The following is a 14,403-nucleotide window of genomic DNA, read 5'->3' as shown; positions in this document are numbered from 1 at the left end:
TGAAGCTCCTTGAAAATAAGTCCGAGGGAAGCAGCTGCCCATGCGTTGGAGAACATATTAACTTTTGAGCGTTTTTCCAATCGAGAAACAGGGCGCTGGTTGGAAAAGGGTTGGTGGTCACCTGAAGACCAGCGTTTATTCCTGTTGCTTGTTTATGGATCATTAGAGCAGTTGCTTCAACTGGATCAACTGATATCGGCCCATGCCAGGCGCCCTGTTGATAAACTGGACCCTTTTCTGAGAGGGATTCTACGCATATCAGTCTATCAGCTTTGCTTTACAGATAGAATTCCCGCTTATGCTGTCATTAATGAGGCGGTCGAGCTGGCTAAGAAAAAAAAACCGAAGGCCGCCGGGCTGGTAAATGCTGTGTTAAGAGCAATTACCCGCAGTGGAATCAAGGATAAGGCAAGAAACCCAATCGTCGATGATGATAATCTACAGGCATTGTCACTATTCTATTCTCATCCACAGTGGTTGGTGGAACTCTTGCATCAGGATTACAGCTGGACAGACCTTAAAGCTTTGCTCGCTGCTCATCAGCAGCCTCCAAGTCTGACAGTGAGGCTCAATCTGCTGAAGGGAAAAAAGGAAGAACTGCTGTTTGCCATCAGTCAGGAGGGAATTGAACTAGAACCACTGGGTTATATCCCTGAGGCATTCAGAGTGATTACTCATCAGGGTCTTATTACGAATAGTGATGTTTATCGACGTGGTCTTTTTCATATCCAAAGTCTTTCCTCAATGATGGCAGTGCATTGGCTCGATCCTCAGCCGGGAGAACGAATCATCGATATGGCAGCAGCACCTGGAGGTAAAGCGACTTTTATTGCGCAGCGCATGAATGGCAAAGGCCAGGTGACGGCAAGAGATATATCTGCCAGACGAATTCAGCAGATTAAGGAAAATGCCCAGCGCCTAGGTTGCAATGAAATTATTACATGTCAGGAAAAAGATGGCCGAAAACCGGATCCTGAAATGACGCACACAGCCGACAGGGTTTTGTTGGATGCTCCATGTTCGAGCTTTGGGATGATTCGAAAAAAACCGGAGCTTAAATACATAAAAAACTGGCAGCGACTGCGAGAGCTACCCCAGCTACAGTACCAGATGTTGGAAAATGCCGGCAAGATGGTTCGAAATGAAGGGGTGCTTGTTTATTCCACCTGTACATATCTACACAGGGAAAATGACGCTGTTGTAGAGCGGTTCCTTGATAATCATCCAAACTTTAAACTGGAACCACAGATGGAGAAAGGAACAAATGATTTTATCATCAATGATCTTTTTACGGAAAAAGAAGCGTCAAAAGGATTTATTCAACTGGGTCCGCATATTCATTTGGACTTCGACGGTTTTTTTGTGGCACGCATGAAAAGAACAGATTAAAATGAAAGAAACTCATGGAGTGAACAGGTATGAAAAACGACTTATTGAATTGTTCTCTGGAAGAAATGCGGAAGGAAATCCAAAAACTAGACTGGCCGGCTTTTCGTGGAGATCAGATATTTGCATGGCTTCAGAAAGGGATCACTTCCTTCGATGAAATGACCAATTTGTCAATCAATCAGCGGCAAATATTGAAAAACAGCTATCACATCAATGCACTGAAAATGGTACGCAAACAAGTCTCGTCGGTGGATGGTACCACCAAATATCTTTTTCAGCTGGAAGATGAACAACTCATTGAAAGCGTTCTGATGATATACCAACACGGAGTCAGCGTATGCCTCTCAACTCAGGTTGGTTGTGCCATGGGATGCTCTTTTTGTGCATCTGGACAAGAGGGGTTGATTCGCAACTTGACAACGGCCGAAATGCTTGGGCAGGTTCTCTATATTGCTGGAGATCAGCCCAGGCGGGTAAGTCATCTGGTTCTTATGGGTAGCGGTGAGCCTTTACAGAACCTTGCTAACGTAGTAAAATTAATGGAAATTGTTAATCATCCCAAGGGGCTTCATATCAGCATGAGGCACATTACCCTCTCAACATGTGGGCTTATTCCTGAAATAAGGCAGCTGGCAATGCTTCAACTGCCTTTTAATCTGGCAATTTCCTTGCACGCGCCCAATGATGCCATCAGAATGAGACTGATGCCTGTAGCAAGCCGTTACTCAGTTCAGGAACTTACTGATGCTTGTGAAACGTATGCCAAACAAACGGGAAGGCGAATCACTTATGAGTATGCTCTGATAAAGGGTGTGAACGACTCAGTGGAGCATATTAGTATGCTGGGAGACCTTCTTAGTGGAAAGCTATGTCATGTCAACCTGATTCCGGTTAATCCAATAAGGGGTTCGACTTTTCGATCAACAGATGGTCAACATGCCCAACGATTAAAAATGGTGTTGGAGAAAAAAAGGATTCCGGTAACAATCAGAAGGGAAATGGGCAGTGATATTGATGCAGCCTGTGGTCAGCTTAAAAGGCGCACATTAACCGAAATGGGAGAGTGACACTGGAAGAGCAGGTCACAAGACGAGTCGTGGGAGGAGCCATCATGAGAACAGGTGTCTGCACAGACGCCGGTAAAATCCGGGAAATCAATCAAGACGATTATGGAATTCTGGAAAATGGATACGGCCTCTACATTGTTGCTGACGGAATGGGAGGACATCAGTGTGGTGAAGTAGCCAGCCGGATGGCGGTGGAAGCGGTCTTGGAGCATGTTCGAAAGTATGCTTCTCCTGATCTGGACAATGTTGCAGCTGAAGGGCTTTTATTTGAAGCAATTCAGCGTGCCAATCGCCGTATTCTGGATCATGCCCGCCTTGAACCCTCATGTAGCGGGATGGGAACGACGCTAACGGCGCTCTTTCACTCACCTGAAAGATCTATTGTGGGTCATGTTGGTGACAGCCGGGCTTATTTGCTGAGAAATAATACATTGACGCAGTTAACGAGAGATCACTCTTTGGTGGCAGAACTATACCTGCGAGGTGAAATCACAGAAGCAGAAGCCATGAATCACCCTCAAAAACACGTTATAACGAGGGCGTTGGGAATTAGTGACACCATTAAAACAGACTTCTTATCCATTGAACTACAGACTCATGATCAGGTTTTACTGTGTACAGATGGGTTGACTAATATGGTGAGTGATGCAGACATCACACTGACGGTTCTGCAGGCAGCAAACGAGCAGGAAGCTGCAAGAAACTTGGTAGAGCTTGCAAATAAACAAGGTGGGCATGATAATATTACGGTGTTGCTGGTGAACGCTCAGCCAGATCAGAAAGAAAGCAGGTGAACCCCTTGATTGGCAGAATGTTGGGTAATCGTTATGAAATCATAGAAAAAATCGGCGGAGGAGGCATGGCAGTCGTTTATAAAGCTAAATGCCATCTTCTGAACAGATATGTAGCCATCAAAATTCTGCGCCATGAGTATATTCACGACAAAGATTTAGTCAGCAAGTTTAAACGGGAATCTCAGGCAGTTGCCAGCCTGTCACATCCAAACATTGTCAATGTGTATGATGTCGGTGAAATTGATGATCTATACTATATTGTGATGGAACTGGTGAGTGGCAAAACTCTCAAAAAACTGATCCAGGAAAAAGGAAACTTACATCAGGAAGAAATCATATATTTCACAAAGCAAATAGCGATGGCGTTGCAACATGCTCATGAGAATTTTGTGGTCCATCGCGATATAAAACCACAGAACATTCTAATTACAGAAGACCATCGGGCAAAAGTCACAGATTTTGGGATTGCCTTGTCGGCCTCGGCGTCCACCTTGACGAATACAGGAAGTCTGGTGGGTTCAGTTCACTATTTTTCACCTGAACAGGCACGGGGGGGATATACTGATGCTAAAACAGACTTATACTCTTTGGGAATTGTGATGTACGAAATGGCCACGGGGAAAGTGCCCTTTGAAGGTGAGAGTCCGATCACGGTTGCCCTTAAACATCTTCAGCAAGATATGGAATTGCCTTCTGATGTCAATCCTTCCATTTCGGAGGGCCTCGAAGGCATTATTCTTAAACTGACCCAGAAAGAACAAATGGCCCGTTTTCAGTCAGCAGCTTCTTTAATGGATGCACTTAGTCAACTGGAGACTGATCCGACTTATATTCTGGAAGATATAGATGAAGAGTATGATGAAAGTCCGACACAAATCACTCCGCAGACAAAAGGAGACGAGATTCGAAAAATGGCTGCTCAAAAAAGTAACAGAAGAAAAAAAACAGGGAAAACCAGATTTATTCTTGTGACAGGCGTTCTTACTGCCCTGGTGGCAGCTTTATTATTCACTTTTGGCTTGTTTTACCTGAGCAGTCTTTTTGGCACAACCGATGACAGCATAAAGATGCCGGAACTTGAGGGACTCTCATTGGAAGAAGCACGCATTGAGTTGGAAGCACTGAACTTGCAGCATCGTATTGAATATCGATTTGATAGTGAGGTGGCAGCAAATACGATATTGGCACAGAATCCTACGGCAGGGATGAGTGTACGCCCTAATTATCCGGTGGAACTGATAGTCAGTACGGTTGAAGATGCTGTCGAAGTGCCGGACGTTACATACAAAACCCTTGATGATGCTCGGTTTGCTCTGGAAGATGAAGGGTTTGTGATGGCAGAACCAGAATATGTTTTCAGTGATTTACCAAAAGGAACTGTCGTGCGACAGGACCCCAGGGCAGGCAGTGCTCATGAAGAGGGTGGCACAGTACATCTGATCATCAGCGAAGGGCCTGAGGTGGCGCTGATCCCCATGCCCAATGTTGAGGGAAATACCCTTGAAAATGCAAAAGGAATTCTTGAAAGTTTTAATCTGCGTATTGGAGAAGTTCTGGAAGAGTTCAGCAATGAATATGTGGAAAACATGGTTATTGGGCAGAGTATTCCAGCTGGCCGGGAAGTAGCGGAAAATACCGCTATAACGCTCACGGTTAGTAAGGGTGTGGAAGAAGTTCAAATTGAAGAGCCTGTGCTGGATCTGGAAGATCCTGAAGAGGCCAATGGAGCAGCACCGGAAGCTCCGACAGATCCAGCGGCCGGTGAATCTGTGCGTTCACGCCCCATGACCATTGGACCAGTTGGACAGAGTGGCATTGTAGAAGTGCGGCTCTATCGATTGGATGATGCACAGCGAACATTGATTTTCAGTAAAACACATAATATTGACAACGAAGGCGATCATCTGCAAGTGAATGTTACCGGAACGGGAGTCCAGACCTACGAAATAGAAATTGATGGTCGCGTGGTGCATACAACAGACGTTACTTTTTAGGGAGGGATCATGATCAAGGGCAGAATTGTCAAGGCAATTAGTGGATTCTTCTACGTACAGACCAATGAAGGTGTGATTACATGTAAGGGAAGGGGAATTCTTAAAAAACAAGAGATGACACCTCTAGTTGGCGACGAAGTTGAAGTGACCGTCACGCAACATGAAATGAGTGAAGGTATGCTGGAACGAATTTATCGGCGTCATAATGAATTGATTCGACCACCAGTGGCTAACGTTGATCAGGTTCTCGTTGTTTTTGCCCATCAACGGCCAGCTCCCAATTTTGTGTTGCTGGACAGAATTTTGGTAATGGCAGAAAGTCAGCATTTGCCTGTGATCATATGTTTTAATAAAATGGATTTGAACAGTTCTCAAGAAGATGAAAACCTTATGCAAGCTTACCAGCAGGCAGGGTATCAGGCACTGCATGTCAGTGCTGCAACAGGCGAAGGTTTAATTGCCCTTAAATCATCCCTACAGGCGCATACAACGGCGCTTGCAGGCACATCTGGAGTGGGAAAATCAACGCTGATCAACAGCTTGTTCCCAGACTTTTCACTGGAAACGGGCAAACTGAGCGCAAGGATCAACCGTGGGAGGCATACCACTCGTCATTCTGAACTATTTCAAGTGGATGATGAAACCTGGCTCATGGATACGCCTGGGTTTAGCACTCTGACGGTAGACTATTTGGAAAAAGAAGAAGTACGCCATTATTTCAGAGAGATAGAAGCAGTTCGGGAAAAATGTCGATTCAGTTCCTGTTTGCATTTGGAAGAGCCGGGTTGTTTTGTGAAAGAAGCTGTGATCACAGGCGGTATACACTCGAACCGTTATCAGAACTACAAACAGATTATTGAAGAGATTCGTCAGAATCGGAGGTATTAACATGATAAAAATTGCTCCCTCCATCCTTTCGGCAGACTTTTCGTGCCTGGGGCAGGAAATTACTCGCATGGAAAAAGCAGGTGCTGACTATATTCATGTGGATGTCATGGATGGACGCTTTGTACCGAATATTACAATTGGGCCACCGGTAGTGGCCGCTTTGCGATCGAAAAGCCAGTTGCCATTTGACGTTCATTTAATGATTGTTGAACCTGAAAAATATATACCTGACTTTGTAAAAGCCGGCGCCGACATCATATCTGTGCAGGTTGAAACTTGCCCACACCTTCACCGAACGATCCATCAGATTAAAGAACTTGGGGCGATGGCATGTGTGGCGCTTAATCCTTCAACACCACTGCATACACTGGAATATGTGCTTTCTGATCTGGATATGGTGCTGGTAATGACGGTCAATCCTGGTTTTGGAGGGCAGACATTCATTCCTGGAATGCTTCCCAAAATTTCTAAACTGAAAGACATGATGACAACCGTCTCAAGTCAGGCTGTGATCCAGGTGGACGGGGGCATTCATTCCGGCAACATCGGGGAAATAGCCGCAGCCGGTGCGAAGGTTTTTGTTGCAGGATCAGCCATTTTCAACAGCGAAGTTCCTGAACAGGAAGTTACCGCTTTAAGAAAAGCTGCAACTCAACAAGCTTAGGAGTGACACAGATGAGAATTCTTGTGGTAACCAATGGTGATGTTGACGATCTGGCTTATTTGGAGGAGCAGGCAAGTGTACATGATATGATTATTTGTGTTGATGGAGCTGTCAGACATTTGCGTCCTATTGGTATAACGCCATCGATACTGACAGGAGATCTGGATTCGATATCTGATGAAGATCTTCAATGGGTCGAAGATCATCATGTTCCTCTTCTACGCTACGAAACCCGCAAAGATTATACTGATACTGAACTGGCGCTGCTCCACGCCATTGAAAAAGGTGCCAGGCATGTGACGATGACAGGTGCAATTGGCAGCCGGATCGATCATTCCCTTGGAAATATTTTTTTATTGAAATTGCTCTGGAATCATCAAGTCGAAGGTACTATTGAAAGCGAAAAGGTTGAAATGCGTATTGTTGGAAAAGAAGTTAACACTTTGTGGCGAAGGGGCGAAACAGTTTCCTTTATTCCCGTATCAAGTGTGGTGACGGGGCTGACGCTTATTGGATTCGAATATCCGCTGAATCAGGCAACAATAGATATGGGGAGTAGTCGCTGCATCAGCAATGTCATCGCCACAGATCATCCGGTGATTCAGGTGGAAAAAGGGCTATTGCTGGCTATTCGCAATAAGAGCAAAGAACAAAGCTTCAGGTAGTCTGGAAAATAAAAAAAGCCTCTCAGTTACCGCAACAAAGAGGCTTTTAATATCCGAAAAAGCTTATAAAGCGCGCTCCACTTTCCCTGAACGGAGGCATCGGGTACATACATTGATTCTTCTTGGTGAGCCATCAATCACAGCTTTGACTCTTCTGAGATTTGGCAGCCAGACTCTTTTACTGTGGCGGTTGGAGTGACTGACCTGATTGCCAAACACTTTTCCTTTGTCACATACGTAGCATGTTCTTGCCATGTTGAAACACCTCCTTTGATCAAGGTCAACCTTTAAAACATTAACATGTTATCACATATATTACTGTTTTGCAACCGCCTATTGACAACTTGATGATGAATTAGCAATGGTTATTTACTGACAAATGGTGGTTGTTGTTGGGTTTGTAGAAATGATCATCAACAAATTCTATCAGCTGTGATATAATAAGTGGGGTATCCCAACGTTCTATATATTTTGCAAAGAACGATATTGAAGGAGATCGTGTTGATCAAGGTTGATAACGAATAGATAGGGAGGAACATCTATGCCTGGCAAATTGACAAACCAGTACGGGACTACCATTATTGATGATCATGTACTGGCATCCATTGCAGGACTTTCAGCCATGGAGTGCTATGGTGTTGTGGGAATGGTCACCCGATCGTCTGCAGGTGGGCTGGTTGAACTCTTGCTTCGCGAGCAATCCAGCAAGGGTGTCAAGGTGCACACCAACGATGACGAAATTGTCATTGACCTTTACGTGATCATTCAGTTTGGAACCCGAATTTCTGTGGTTGCAAACAACATCATTGAAAAAGTCAAATACAGCATTGAAAACCTGACGGGGATGACAGTGAGCAAAGTGAATGTCAACATTCAGGGTGTGCGTGTACAAAAGTAACTGAAGGAGGTAGCCCCTTTGAATAAAGAGACCATCGATGGCGTCATGCTGAGAAAAATGCTTACGGCTGCCAGACAGAACCTGCAGGCACAGCAGGAGGCCATCAATGCATTGAATGTTTTTCCTGTGCCAGACGGCGATACGGGTACCAATATGTCACTCACGATGGAAGCTGCCATTCGAGAACTGGGAAAAGCACAAAGTGATGAGTTGGATGAACTAATGGAACATGCTGCTAATGGATCATTGATGGGCGCCCGGGGAAATTCGGGAGTGATTCTCTCTCAGTTGTTTCGTGGTTTTTCCAAAAGTGTTGCTGGAAAACAGCGATTAACCATACAAGATATGGCACTTGCATTGAAAAATGCATCAGACACTGCTTATAAAGCAGTGATGAAACCAACAGAAGGCACCATTCTAACAGTGGCTCGCGAAAGTGCTGAAGCTGCCATGAAGCTGGCGGAGCAGTCTGTTCAGTTGGACTTTTTTTGTGAGCAGGTGATCCGGGCGGCCAATGTATCACTGGAGGGAACTCCGGAGTTGCTAAAAGTGCTTAAAGATGCCGGTGTGGTCGATTCAGGCGGAAAAGGATTGGTATCAATTCTGGAAGGTGCTTACAACGGACTTGCAGGCAAGAGCATCGTACTGATCGAGGAAGAAATGCCCCGAATGAATAGTGACTCATCTCATGAACATGATGAGTCACTTGAATATGGTTATTGTACTGAGTTTATCATTCATGCAGATGCCAGTCATGTGGATCCGTTGAGAGAGGCCTTTGAAACATCGGGTGATTCTCAGCTGGTGGTGGGCAACGGGAATATTATTAAAGTTCACATTCATACCAATCACCCCGGCGAAGTGATGGAAGCAGCTTTGAAACTGGGATATCTGAGTGATATCAAAATTGACAATATGCGCTTGCAGCACCGTCATGAAATTTTTGAAATAGAAGCAACGAGGACAATGTCCGCAACTGAAGATCCTCCAAAACCATATGGCATGATCACCGTTGCCATGGGGGAAGGTATTGCCCAAATTTTCAGAGATTTTACTGTGGATGAGGTCATTGAAGGCGGTCAGACGATGAATCCCAGCACAGAGGACTTTTTGAAAGCTATAGAAAAAATGAATGTCGATCATATTTTTATTCTGCCCAACAACAGTAATATTATCATGGCTGCAAATCAGGCAAAGGCATTGAGTCCCAAACCTGTGACGGTGATACCGAGCAAGACTGTTCCGCAGGGAATTGCTGCTGTGCTGGCATTTCATCCTGAAATGAGCGCAGAAGAAAACCAAGAGTTGATGCAGGAAGCAATTACTGATATCAGAACCGGGCAGGTAACTTATGCGGTAAGAGATACAGAAATGAATGGGCTTAAAATCAGCAAAGGCGCTATGATCGGTTTGGCAGGAAAAGAAATCCTGGCTGCCGGAAAAGACGTTCAACAAGTGTCTCTACAATTGATAGAAAAAATGATTGCCGAAAAAGATGAAATTCTGACAGTCTATTATGGCGAAGATATCAAAGAAACAATGGCAACAGAGCTGGAGGAACATTTGAAAAAACAGTACCCTGAGCTTGAAATAGAGGTGTACTTTGGTGGTCAGCCACTCTATTACTATCTGTTTTCACTGGAATAACTCACAAAAGGAATGTGACTATATGCGCGTAATTGGCGGAATTGCAAAAGGGCACCGATTGCTGTCACCTAAGGGAACGACGGTTCGTCCCACTTCTGACAGGGTTCGGGAAGCAATCTTTAACTCCATACAGTCACGAGTTGGAAATGCGGTTGTTTTGGATCTTTTTGCGGGTGCAGGCACCTTGGGAATTGAGGCATTATCACGGAATGCTAAAAAAGCTTTTTTTGTTGACAGTGCCCCCCGGCAAATAGAACTGATAAAGGAAAATTTGATAAAAACACGTTTATTGGAATGGGCTGAATTAATTCAGCAAGATAGTGATATTGCAATAAAGCGGCTTAAATCAAGACAGATTATGTTTGATTTGGTTTTTGCAGATCCACCTTACTGTCAGGGTTATATTGAAAAGACGCTGCTGTGTTTGAATCAGGCAGAAGTGGTTAAAAGGGACGGGCTTGTGGTGGTTGAGTTCAGCTTTGAAGAAAAGATTCCAGAAAAACTAGGTGATTTTCACCAAACATCAGTGCGAAAGTACGGAACCACCGGCGTTGCTTACTACAGCCGGAAGGAGGAACGCGAATGATCAGGGCTTTATACCCGGGAAGTTTTGATCCTATCACCAATGGGCATCTGGATATCATCGAGCGCGCTTCAAGGCTTTGTGACGAAGTCTTAGTAACAGTACTTCCCAATACTTCGAAGTCACCGTTGTTCTCTATAGAGGAAAGAGTTGCCATGATAGAGGAAGTTGTCGCACCCTTTCATAATGTCTCTGTTAAAATGCATGCAGGTCTTTTGGTTGATTTTGCGGATGAACAGAATGCACAGGTGATTATTAAAGGGCTGAGAGCTGTTTCTGATTTTGAATATGAGTTTCAAATGGCTTTAATGAATCGAAAGTTAAACCAAAAGGTTGAGACAATGTTTCTGATGACACAGAGTCAGAACTCATTTCTGAGTTCCAGCCTTGTAAAAGAAGTTGCAAGACTGAATGGCTGTATAAAAGGTTTAGTACCGGAAACGGTTGAAAGAGTGATACGGCACAAATTTCGTTCTGGGTTAACAGATGACAGGGAGGGATAGTCGTGGATGTACTGCAACTGCTTGAAGAACTGGAAGACTTGATTGAAAGCGGATCAACGATCCCTTTTGTAAGCAAAGTCATGGTTGATCAGGGAGAGTTACTGGAAATCATTAAAGAAATCAGAATTCATCTACCTGATGAAATGAAACAGGCTCTTTGGATCAAGGAAGAACGCCAGCGGATTTTAACAGAAGCACAACAGGAAGGTGAACAAACCATACAGGAAGCACGCAAACATGCTGAATCACTGGTTGAGCAGGATGAAATTGTACGCGTGGCGCGACAAAAGGCAGAAGAAATCATATTGCAGGCACAGCAGGGAGCTAAAGAAATGAAGCTGAGCGCCCGGGAGTATACCGATGATCTGCTGGCTGAGACCAGTGAGACGCTTCGCGAAATGCTGCATACCATTGAAGAAAACAGAAAAGAATTGAAGCAAATGAGCCGCCAGAACAGCTAACGATGTAGGTTATCGAACATAAACAGGGCTCATGAGAAGATCAGGTTCACCCTGTGAAAAGGACTTGTGGTGCAGCTTTGTTCCATAGACTCGACTGGCCTTGAGGTCAATGTCCAATAGTTGATTGATTTCGGGAGAAGCTGTTTGGAAATTAGCTGTTTTGTTGATAAGCGGTATTTTTGTGGTGGTTTGACAAATGCGGATTAACTCTCTTCCGCGGTCATTGAAAGCAAGAATACGGCCATAAATAGAGGATGTGTCATACTGACATATTGTCAGCTCTTTTTGGTTGAGATTTAATAACAAATGGATAAGCATTCTTTGCAAACGAGTGTAAGGCACTCGTTTGTTTTTGACACAAAACATGAATGTTTCAATGGAGCCTGAGTGTTTGATGCATTTCATGATTCGGTGTTCAAGCCCTTCAGAGATATCTGGAAGATTTACAAGTTCGTCAATGCTGGAACGCTTTAAAAGTGTCAGAAGCTCCTGATGATAATCATCAAGAAATACCGGCCCGCGACCTTCTCTAATACCACAAAGTAACCTTTCATAAGATTCAGAAGGCAGAAAGGGTTTAATGGAAGATACATCTCCAGTATTCTGGTAAAGACGTCGGATGCCTGTCGCGCTGCTAACGGGATGCATTGTTGTTGGATCATGATATTCGGCTCCAATTCGCTGAATGGTGTGTAATGCCATAGAAGAGCCTGTTTTGATGATGTGCTTGGCATAAGCTATTCCCAGCACATTATTTGGCCGATTAAAGACCTGTTTAGCCAATGGCAGCATTTCTGGGTAATCGCGCTCAATGATTCGTATAAGGGCTTTTTCCTGAGCAGCAGCAAAAGAGATGCCTGACGATGAAGCTTGTTTTAAATAATCGGAATAGTCAGGGTGCGGATCTGCCAGCAAAGACCCAATAAGTTTAAAGATGCCCGGATCACCTATTTCACTTCCAAAACATACATCGGTCACACACCCTAAGTGATCAAGCAGCAGAATGCTGCCCCGTGCAAACTGTTCAGCTGTTGAACAGGCATAGAAAGTGGGCAATTCAATTACAAGATCTACACCGCAAGCCACGGCCATTGAAGCCCGGGTCCATTTGTCGGTGAGGGCAGGCTCTCCCCGCTGCATAAAATGTCCGCTCATCACAGCCACGGTATGAGTTGCAGCAGTGATTTTCTTTGATTCATTCAAGTGATGAAGGTGACCATGATGAAAAGGATTATACTCCGTTATAAGTCCCAGCACAGGCATGGTTGGAACCGCCTTTCTTATGTGATTTTCAATGTGATATCCATCTTATCATGAGATGCAGGTAACACACCAGATGGTAAGCAGTGTCAATTGCGATGGATATGACAAAATATTAGCGTATTGCCTCCTTTTCGTAGGATGGATGAGTGGTATGGGTTAAAGGATTATGCTATAATAAAGTTCAGTGTGTCATTAGAGATGAAATTGAAAAGAAGCATTTGGCAACAATGTGACAATTTGGGCCAGGTGTTGAAAAATTGTTAAAAGTTTATTATGATTGACAGGAAGCATTGGGAAAACGGATGTAATCACATTTAATCATGGGAGGGTCTAACATGAAAGTATTGGTATTAAATTGCGGCAGCTCATCACTTAAGTATCAGATCATCAACATGGAAAACGAAACGCTACTGGCAAAGGGCGTCGCTGAGCGGATCGGAATCGAGGGTTCTTTTGTCAAACATGAGCCCGTTGATAAAGACAAAACGGTGATTGAAGTCGCGCTGCACAATCACAAGGACGCCATTAAAGTTGTGCTTGATGCGTTGCAGGACAAAGATCATGGAGTTCTGAACACACTGGATGAGATCAATGCAGTTGGTCATCGGGTTGTACATGCAGGCGAAAAATTTTCAGGCTCAGTGATGATCACCCAGGAAGTCATTGATGCCCTTGAAGAATGTTCCGACCTGGCACCTTTGCATAATCCTCCCAACCTGATGGGAATCTATGCTTGTCAGGAAATATTAGCCGAAGTGCCCATGGTTGGCGTTTTTGACACTGCTTTTCATCAAACCATGCCGAAATCGTCCTATTTATATGCACTTCCATATGAGCTTTATGAGAAATACAAAATTCGTCGCTACGGGTTTCACGGAACATCTCACAAGTATGTGGCAATTAAAACAGCTGAATTACTTGGAAAACCATTGGAAACATTAAAATTAGTTACCTGTCATTTGGGTAATGGGGCAAGTATGGCTGCTGTAATGAATGGCAAATCAATTGATACGACCATGGGCTTCACACCTTTGGAAGGTCTGGCGATGGGAACAAGATGCGGTGATTTGGATCCTGCGATTATTTCCTACATCATGGAAAAAGAAGGTTTGGATATCAATGCTGTGAATAATATCATGAACAAAAAATCTGGTGTACTTGGAATTTCTGGCGTCAGCAGTGATTTTAGAGATATCGAAAATGCTGCTGCTCAGGATAACGAACGGGCACAGGTTGCCCTGGATATTTTTTACAAGCGAGTTACTAAGTACATAGGCGCATACGCGGCAGAAATGGGCGGATTAGATGCTGTTGTATTCACTGCAGGCTTGGGAGAAAACTCAGACACAGCTCGCAAAGAAATATGCAAAACACTGGCTTTCATGGGTGCTAACATCGATGATTCTAAAAATGATAATCTTCGAGGCAAAGAAGCAATCATTAGCACTGACGATTCCACTGTAAAAATTGTACTGATGCCCACCAACGAAGAATTGATGATAGCAAGAGAAACAAGAGCTTTAATTTCATAAGGTTTGAAATTTGCCTTGACAAATGCTTGCCGGAGCCATATAATTTTTTCTATTG

At 44.1% G+C, this 14,403-nt stretch carries 15 protein-coding genes; 13 read left to right on the top strand and 2 right to left on the bottom strand.

Annotated features, from left to right (window positions below; all coding sequences use genetic code 11):
* The first annotated feature begins 9 nt into the window (after positions 1-9).
* From rsmB to AAIG11_RS03290, 7 genes are read left to right on the top strand one after another with little or no spacing between them, the layout of a single operon-like run.
* The gene (gene rsmB / locus AAIG11_RS03320; protein ID WP_343184839.1) at positions 10-1,389 is read left to right on the top strand and encodes a 16S rRNA (cytosine(967)-C(5))-methyltransferase RsmB; all 1,380 of its coding nucleotides are present in this window, start codon (positions 10-12) and stop codon (positions 1,387-1,389) included.
* A gap of 29 nt (positions 1,390-1,418) precedes the next feature.
* Positions 1,419-2,456 carry a dual-specificity RNA methyltransferase RlmN gene (rlmN, locus tag AAIG11_RS03315; RefSeq protein ID WP_343184838.1) on the top strand — a complete coding sequence of 346 codons (1,038 nt, stop codon included), beginning with the start codon at positions 1,419-1,421 and terminating at the stop codon, positions 2,454-2,456.
* 44 nt (positions 2,457-2,500) lie between these two features.
* Entirely contained in the window at positions 2,501-3,250 is a 750-nt protein-coding gene (locus tag AAIG11_RS03310; protein WP_343184837.1) for a Stp1/IreP family PP2C-type Ser/Thr phosphatase, read from the top strand.
* 17 nt (positions 3,251-3,267) lie between these two features.
* Positions 3,268-5,244 carry a Stk1 family PASTA domain-containing Ser/Thr kinase gene (gene pknB, locus AAIG11_RS03305; RefSeq protein ID WP_343184836.1) on the top strand — a complete coding sequence of 659 codons (1,977 nt, stop codon included), beginning with the start codon at positions 3,268-3,270 and terminating at the stop codon, positions 5,242-5,244.
* A 9-nt stretch (positions 5,245-5,253) separates the two neighbouring features.
* Positions 5,254-6,132: a ribosome small subunit-dependent GTPase A gene (gene rsgA, locus AAIG11_RS03300; RefSeq protein WP_343184835.1), complete on the top strand. Its 879-nt coding sequence runs from the start codon at positions 5,254-5,256 to the stop codon at positions 6,130-6,132.
* Between the two features lies 1 nt (position 6,133).
* A complete protein-coding gene (rpe, locus tag AAIG11_RS03295; RefSeq protein ID WP_343184834.1) occupies positions 6,134-6,796 on the top strand; it encodes a ribulose-phosphate 3-epimerase in 663 nt (220 codons plus the stop codon).
* 11 nt (positions 6,797-6,807) lie between these two features.
* Complete coding sequence (locus AAIG11_RS03290; protein ID WP_343184833.1) at positions 6,808-7,461, top strand: thiamine diphosphokinase; 654 nt, start codon at positions 6,808-6,810, stop codon at positions 7,459-7,461.
* A gap of 63 nt (positions 7,462-7,524) precedes the next feature.
* Here the strand turns inward: AAIG11_RS03290 and rpmB are convergent, their stop codons facing one another.
* Positions 7,525-7,716 carry a 50S ribosomal protein L28 gene (gene rpmB / locus AAIG11_RS03285; RefSeq protein ID WP_283408359.1) on the bottom strand — a complete coding sequence of 64 codons (192 nt, stop codon included), beginning with the start codon at positions 7,714-7,716 and terminating at the stop codon, positions 7,525-7,527.
* Between the two features lie 286 nt (positions 7,717-8,002).
* On the opposite strand from rpmB, the gene AAIG11_RS03280 reads away from it, so the two are divergent.
* The 5 genes from AAIG11_RS03280 to AAIG11_RS03260 are packed head-to-tail and all read left to right on the top strand — an operon-like array spanning position 8,003 to position 11,553.
* Positions 8,003-8,359, top strand: a complete 357-nt coding sequence (locus AAIG11_RS03280; RefSeq protein ID WP_283408360.1) for an Asp23/Gls24 family envelope stress response protein — start codon at positions 8,003-8,005, stop codon at positions 8,357-8,359.
* Positions 8,360-8,377: 18 nt separating this feature from the next.
* On the top strand, positions 8,378-10,006 hold the full coding sequence (locus AAIG11_RS03275; RefSeq protein WP_343184832.1) for a DAK2 domain-containing protein: 1,629 nt from the start codon (positions 8,378-8,380) through the stop codon (positions 10,004-10,006).
* Positions 9,966-10,592, top strand: a complete 627-nt coding sequence (gene rsmD / locus AAIG11_RS03270; RefSeq protein ID WP_343184831.1) for a 16S rRNA (guanine(966)-N(2))-methyltransferase RsmD — start codon at positions 9,966-9,968, stop codon at positions 10,590-10,592. Before AAIG11_RS03275 ends, rsmD begins: the two co-directional genes overlap by 41 nt.
* Positions 10,589-11,092 carry a pantetheine-phosphate adenylyltransferase gene (gene coaD / locus AAIG11_RS03265; RefSeq protein WP_343184830.1) on the top strand — a complete coding sequence of 168 codons (504 nt, stop codon included), beginning with the start codon at positions 10,589-10,591 and terminating at the stop codon, positions 11,090-11,092. Before rsmD ends, coaD begins: the two co-directional genes overlap by 4 nt.
* Before the next feature lie 2 nt (positions 11,093-11,094).
* A complete protein-coding gene (locus AAIG11_RS03260) occupies positions 11,095-11,553 on the top strand; it encodes an ATP synthase subunit B family protein (RefSeq protein ID WP_343184829.1) in 459 nt (152 codons plus the stop codon).
* Between the two features lie 9 nt (positions 11,554-11,562).
* Here the strand turns inward: AAIG11_RS03260 and AAIG11_RS03255 are convergent, their stop codons facing one another.
* Entirely contained in the window at positions 11,563-12,816 is a 1,254-nt protein-coding gene (locus AAIG11_RS03255) for a nucleotidyltransferase (RefSeq protein ID WP_343184828.1), read from the bottom strand.
* A gap of 335 nt (positions 12,817-13,151) precedes the next feature.
* Here AAIG11_RS03255 and AAIG11_RS03250 point away from each other — a divergent pair, with 335 nt between their 5' ends.
* Entirely contained in the window at positions 13,152-14,348 is a 1,197-nt protein-coding gene (locus AAIG11_RS03250; protein ID WP_343184827.1) for an acetate/propionate family kinase, read from the top strand.
* Positions 14,349-14,403 lie beyond the last annotated feature (55 nt).

Origin of the sequence: Anoxynatronum sibiricum, from assembly GCF_039414295.1 — a bacterium.
Classification (GTDB): Bacteria; Bacillota; Clostridia; order Peptostreptococcales; family Tindalliaceae; genus Anoxynatronum; species Anoxynatronum sibiricum.
Note: the sequence above shows the minus strand (reverse complement) of the source record. Positions and strands in the feature narration are given on the sequence as shown.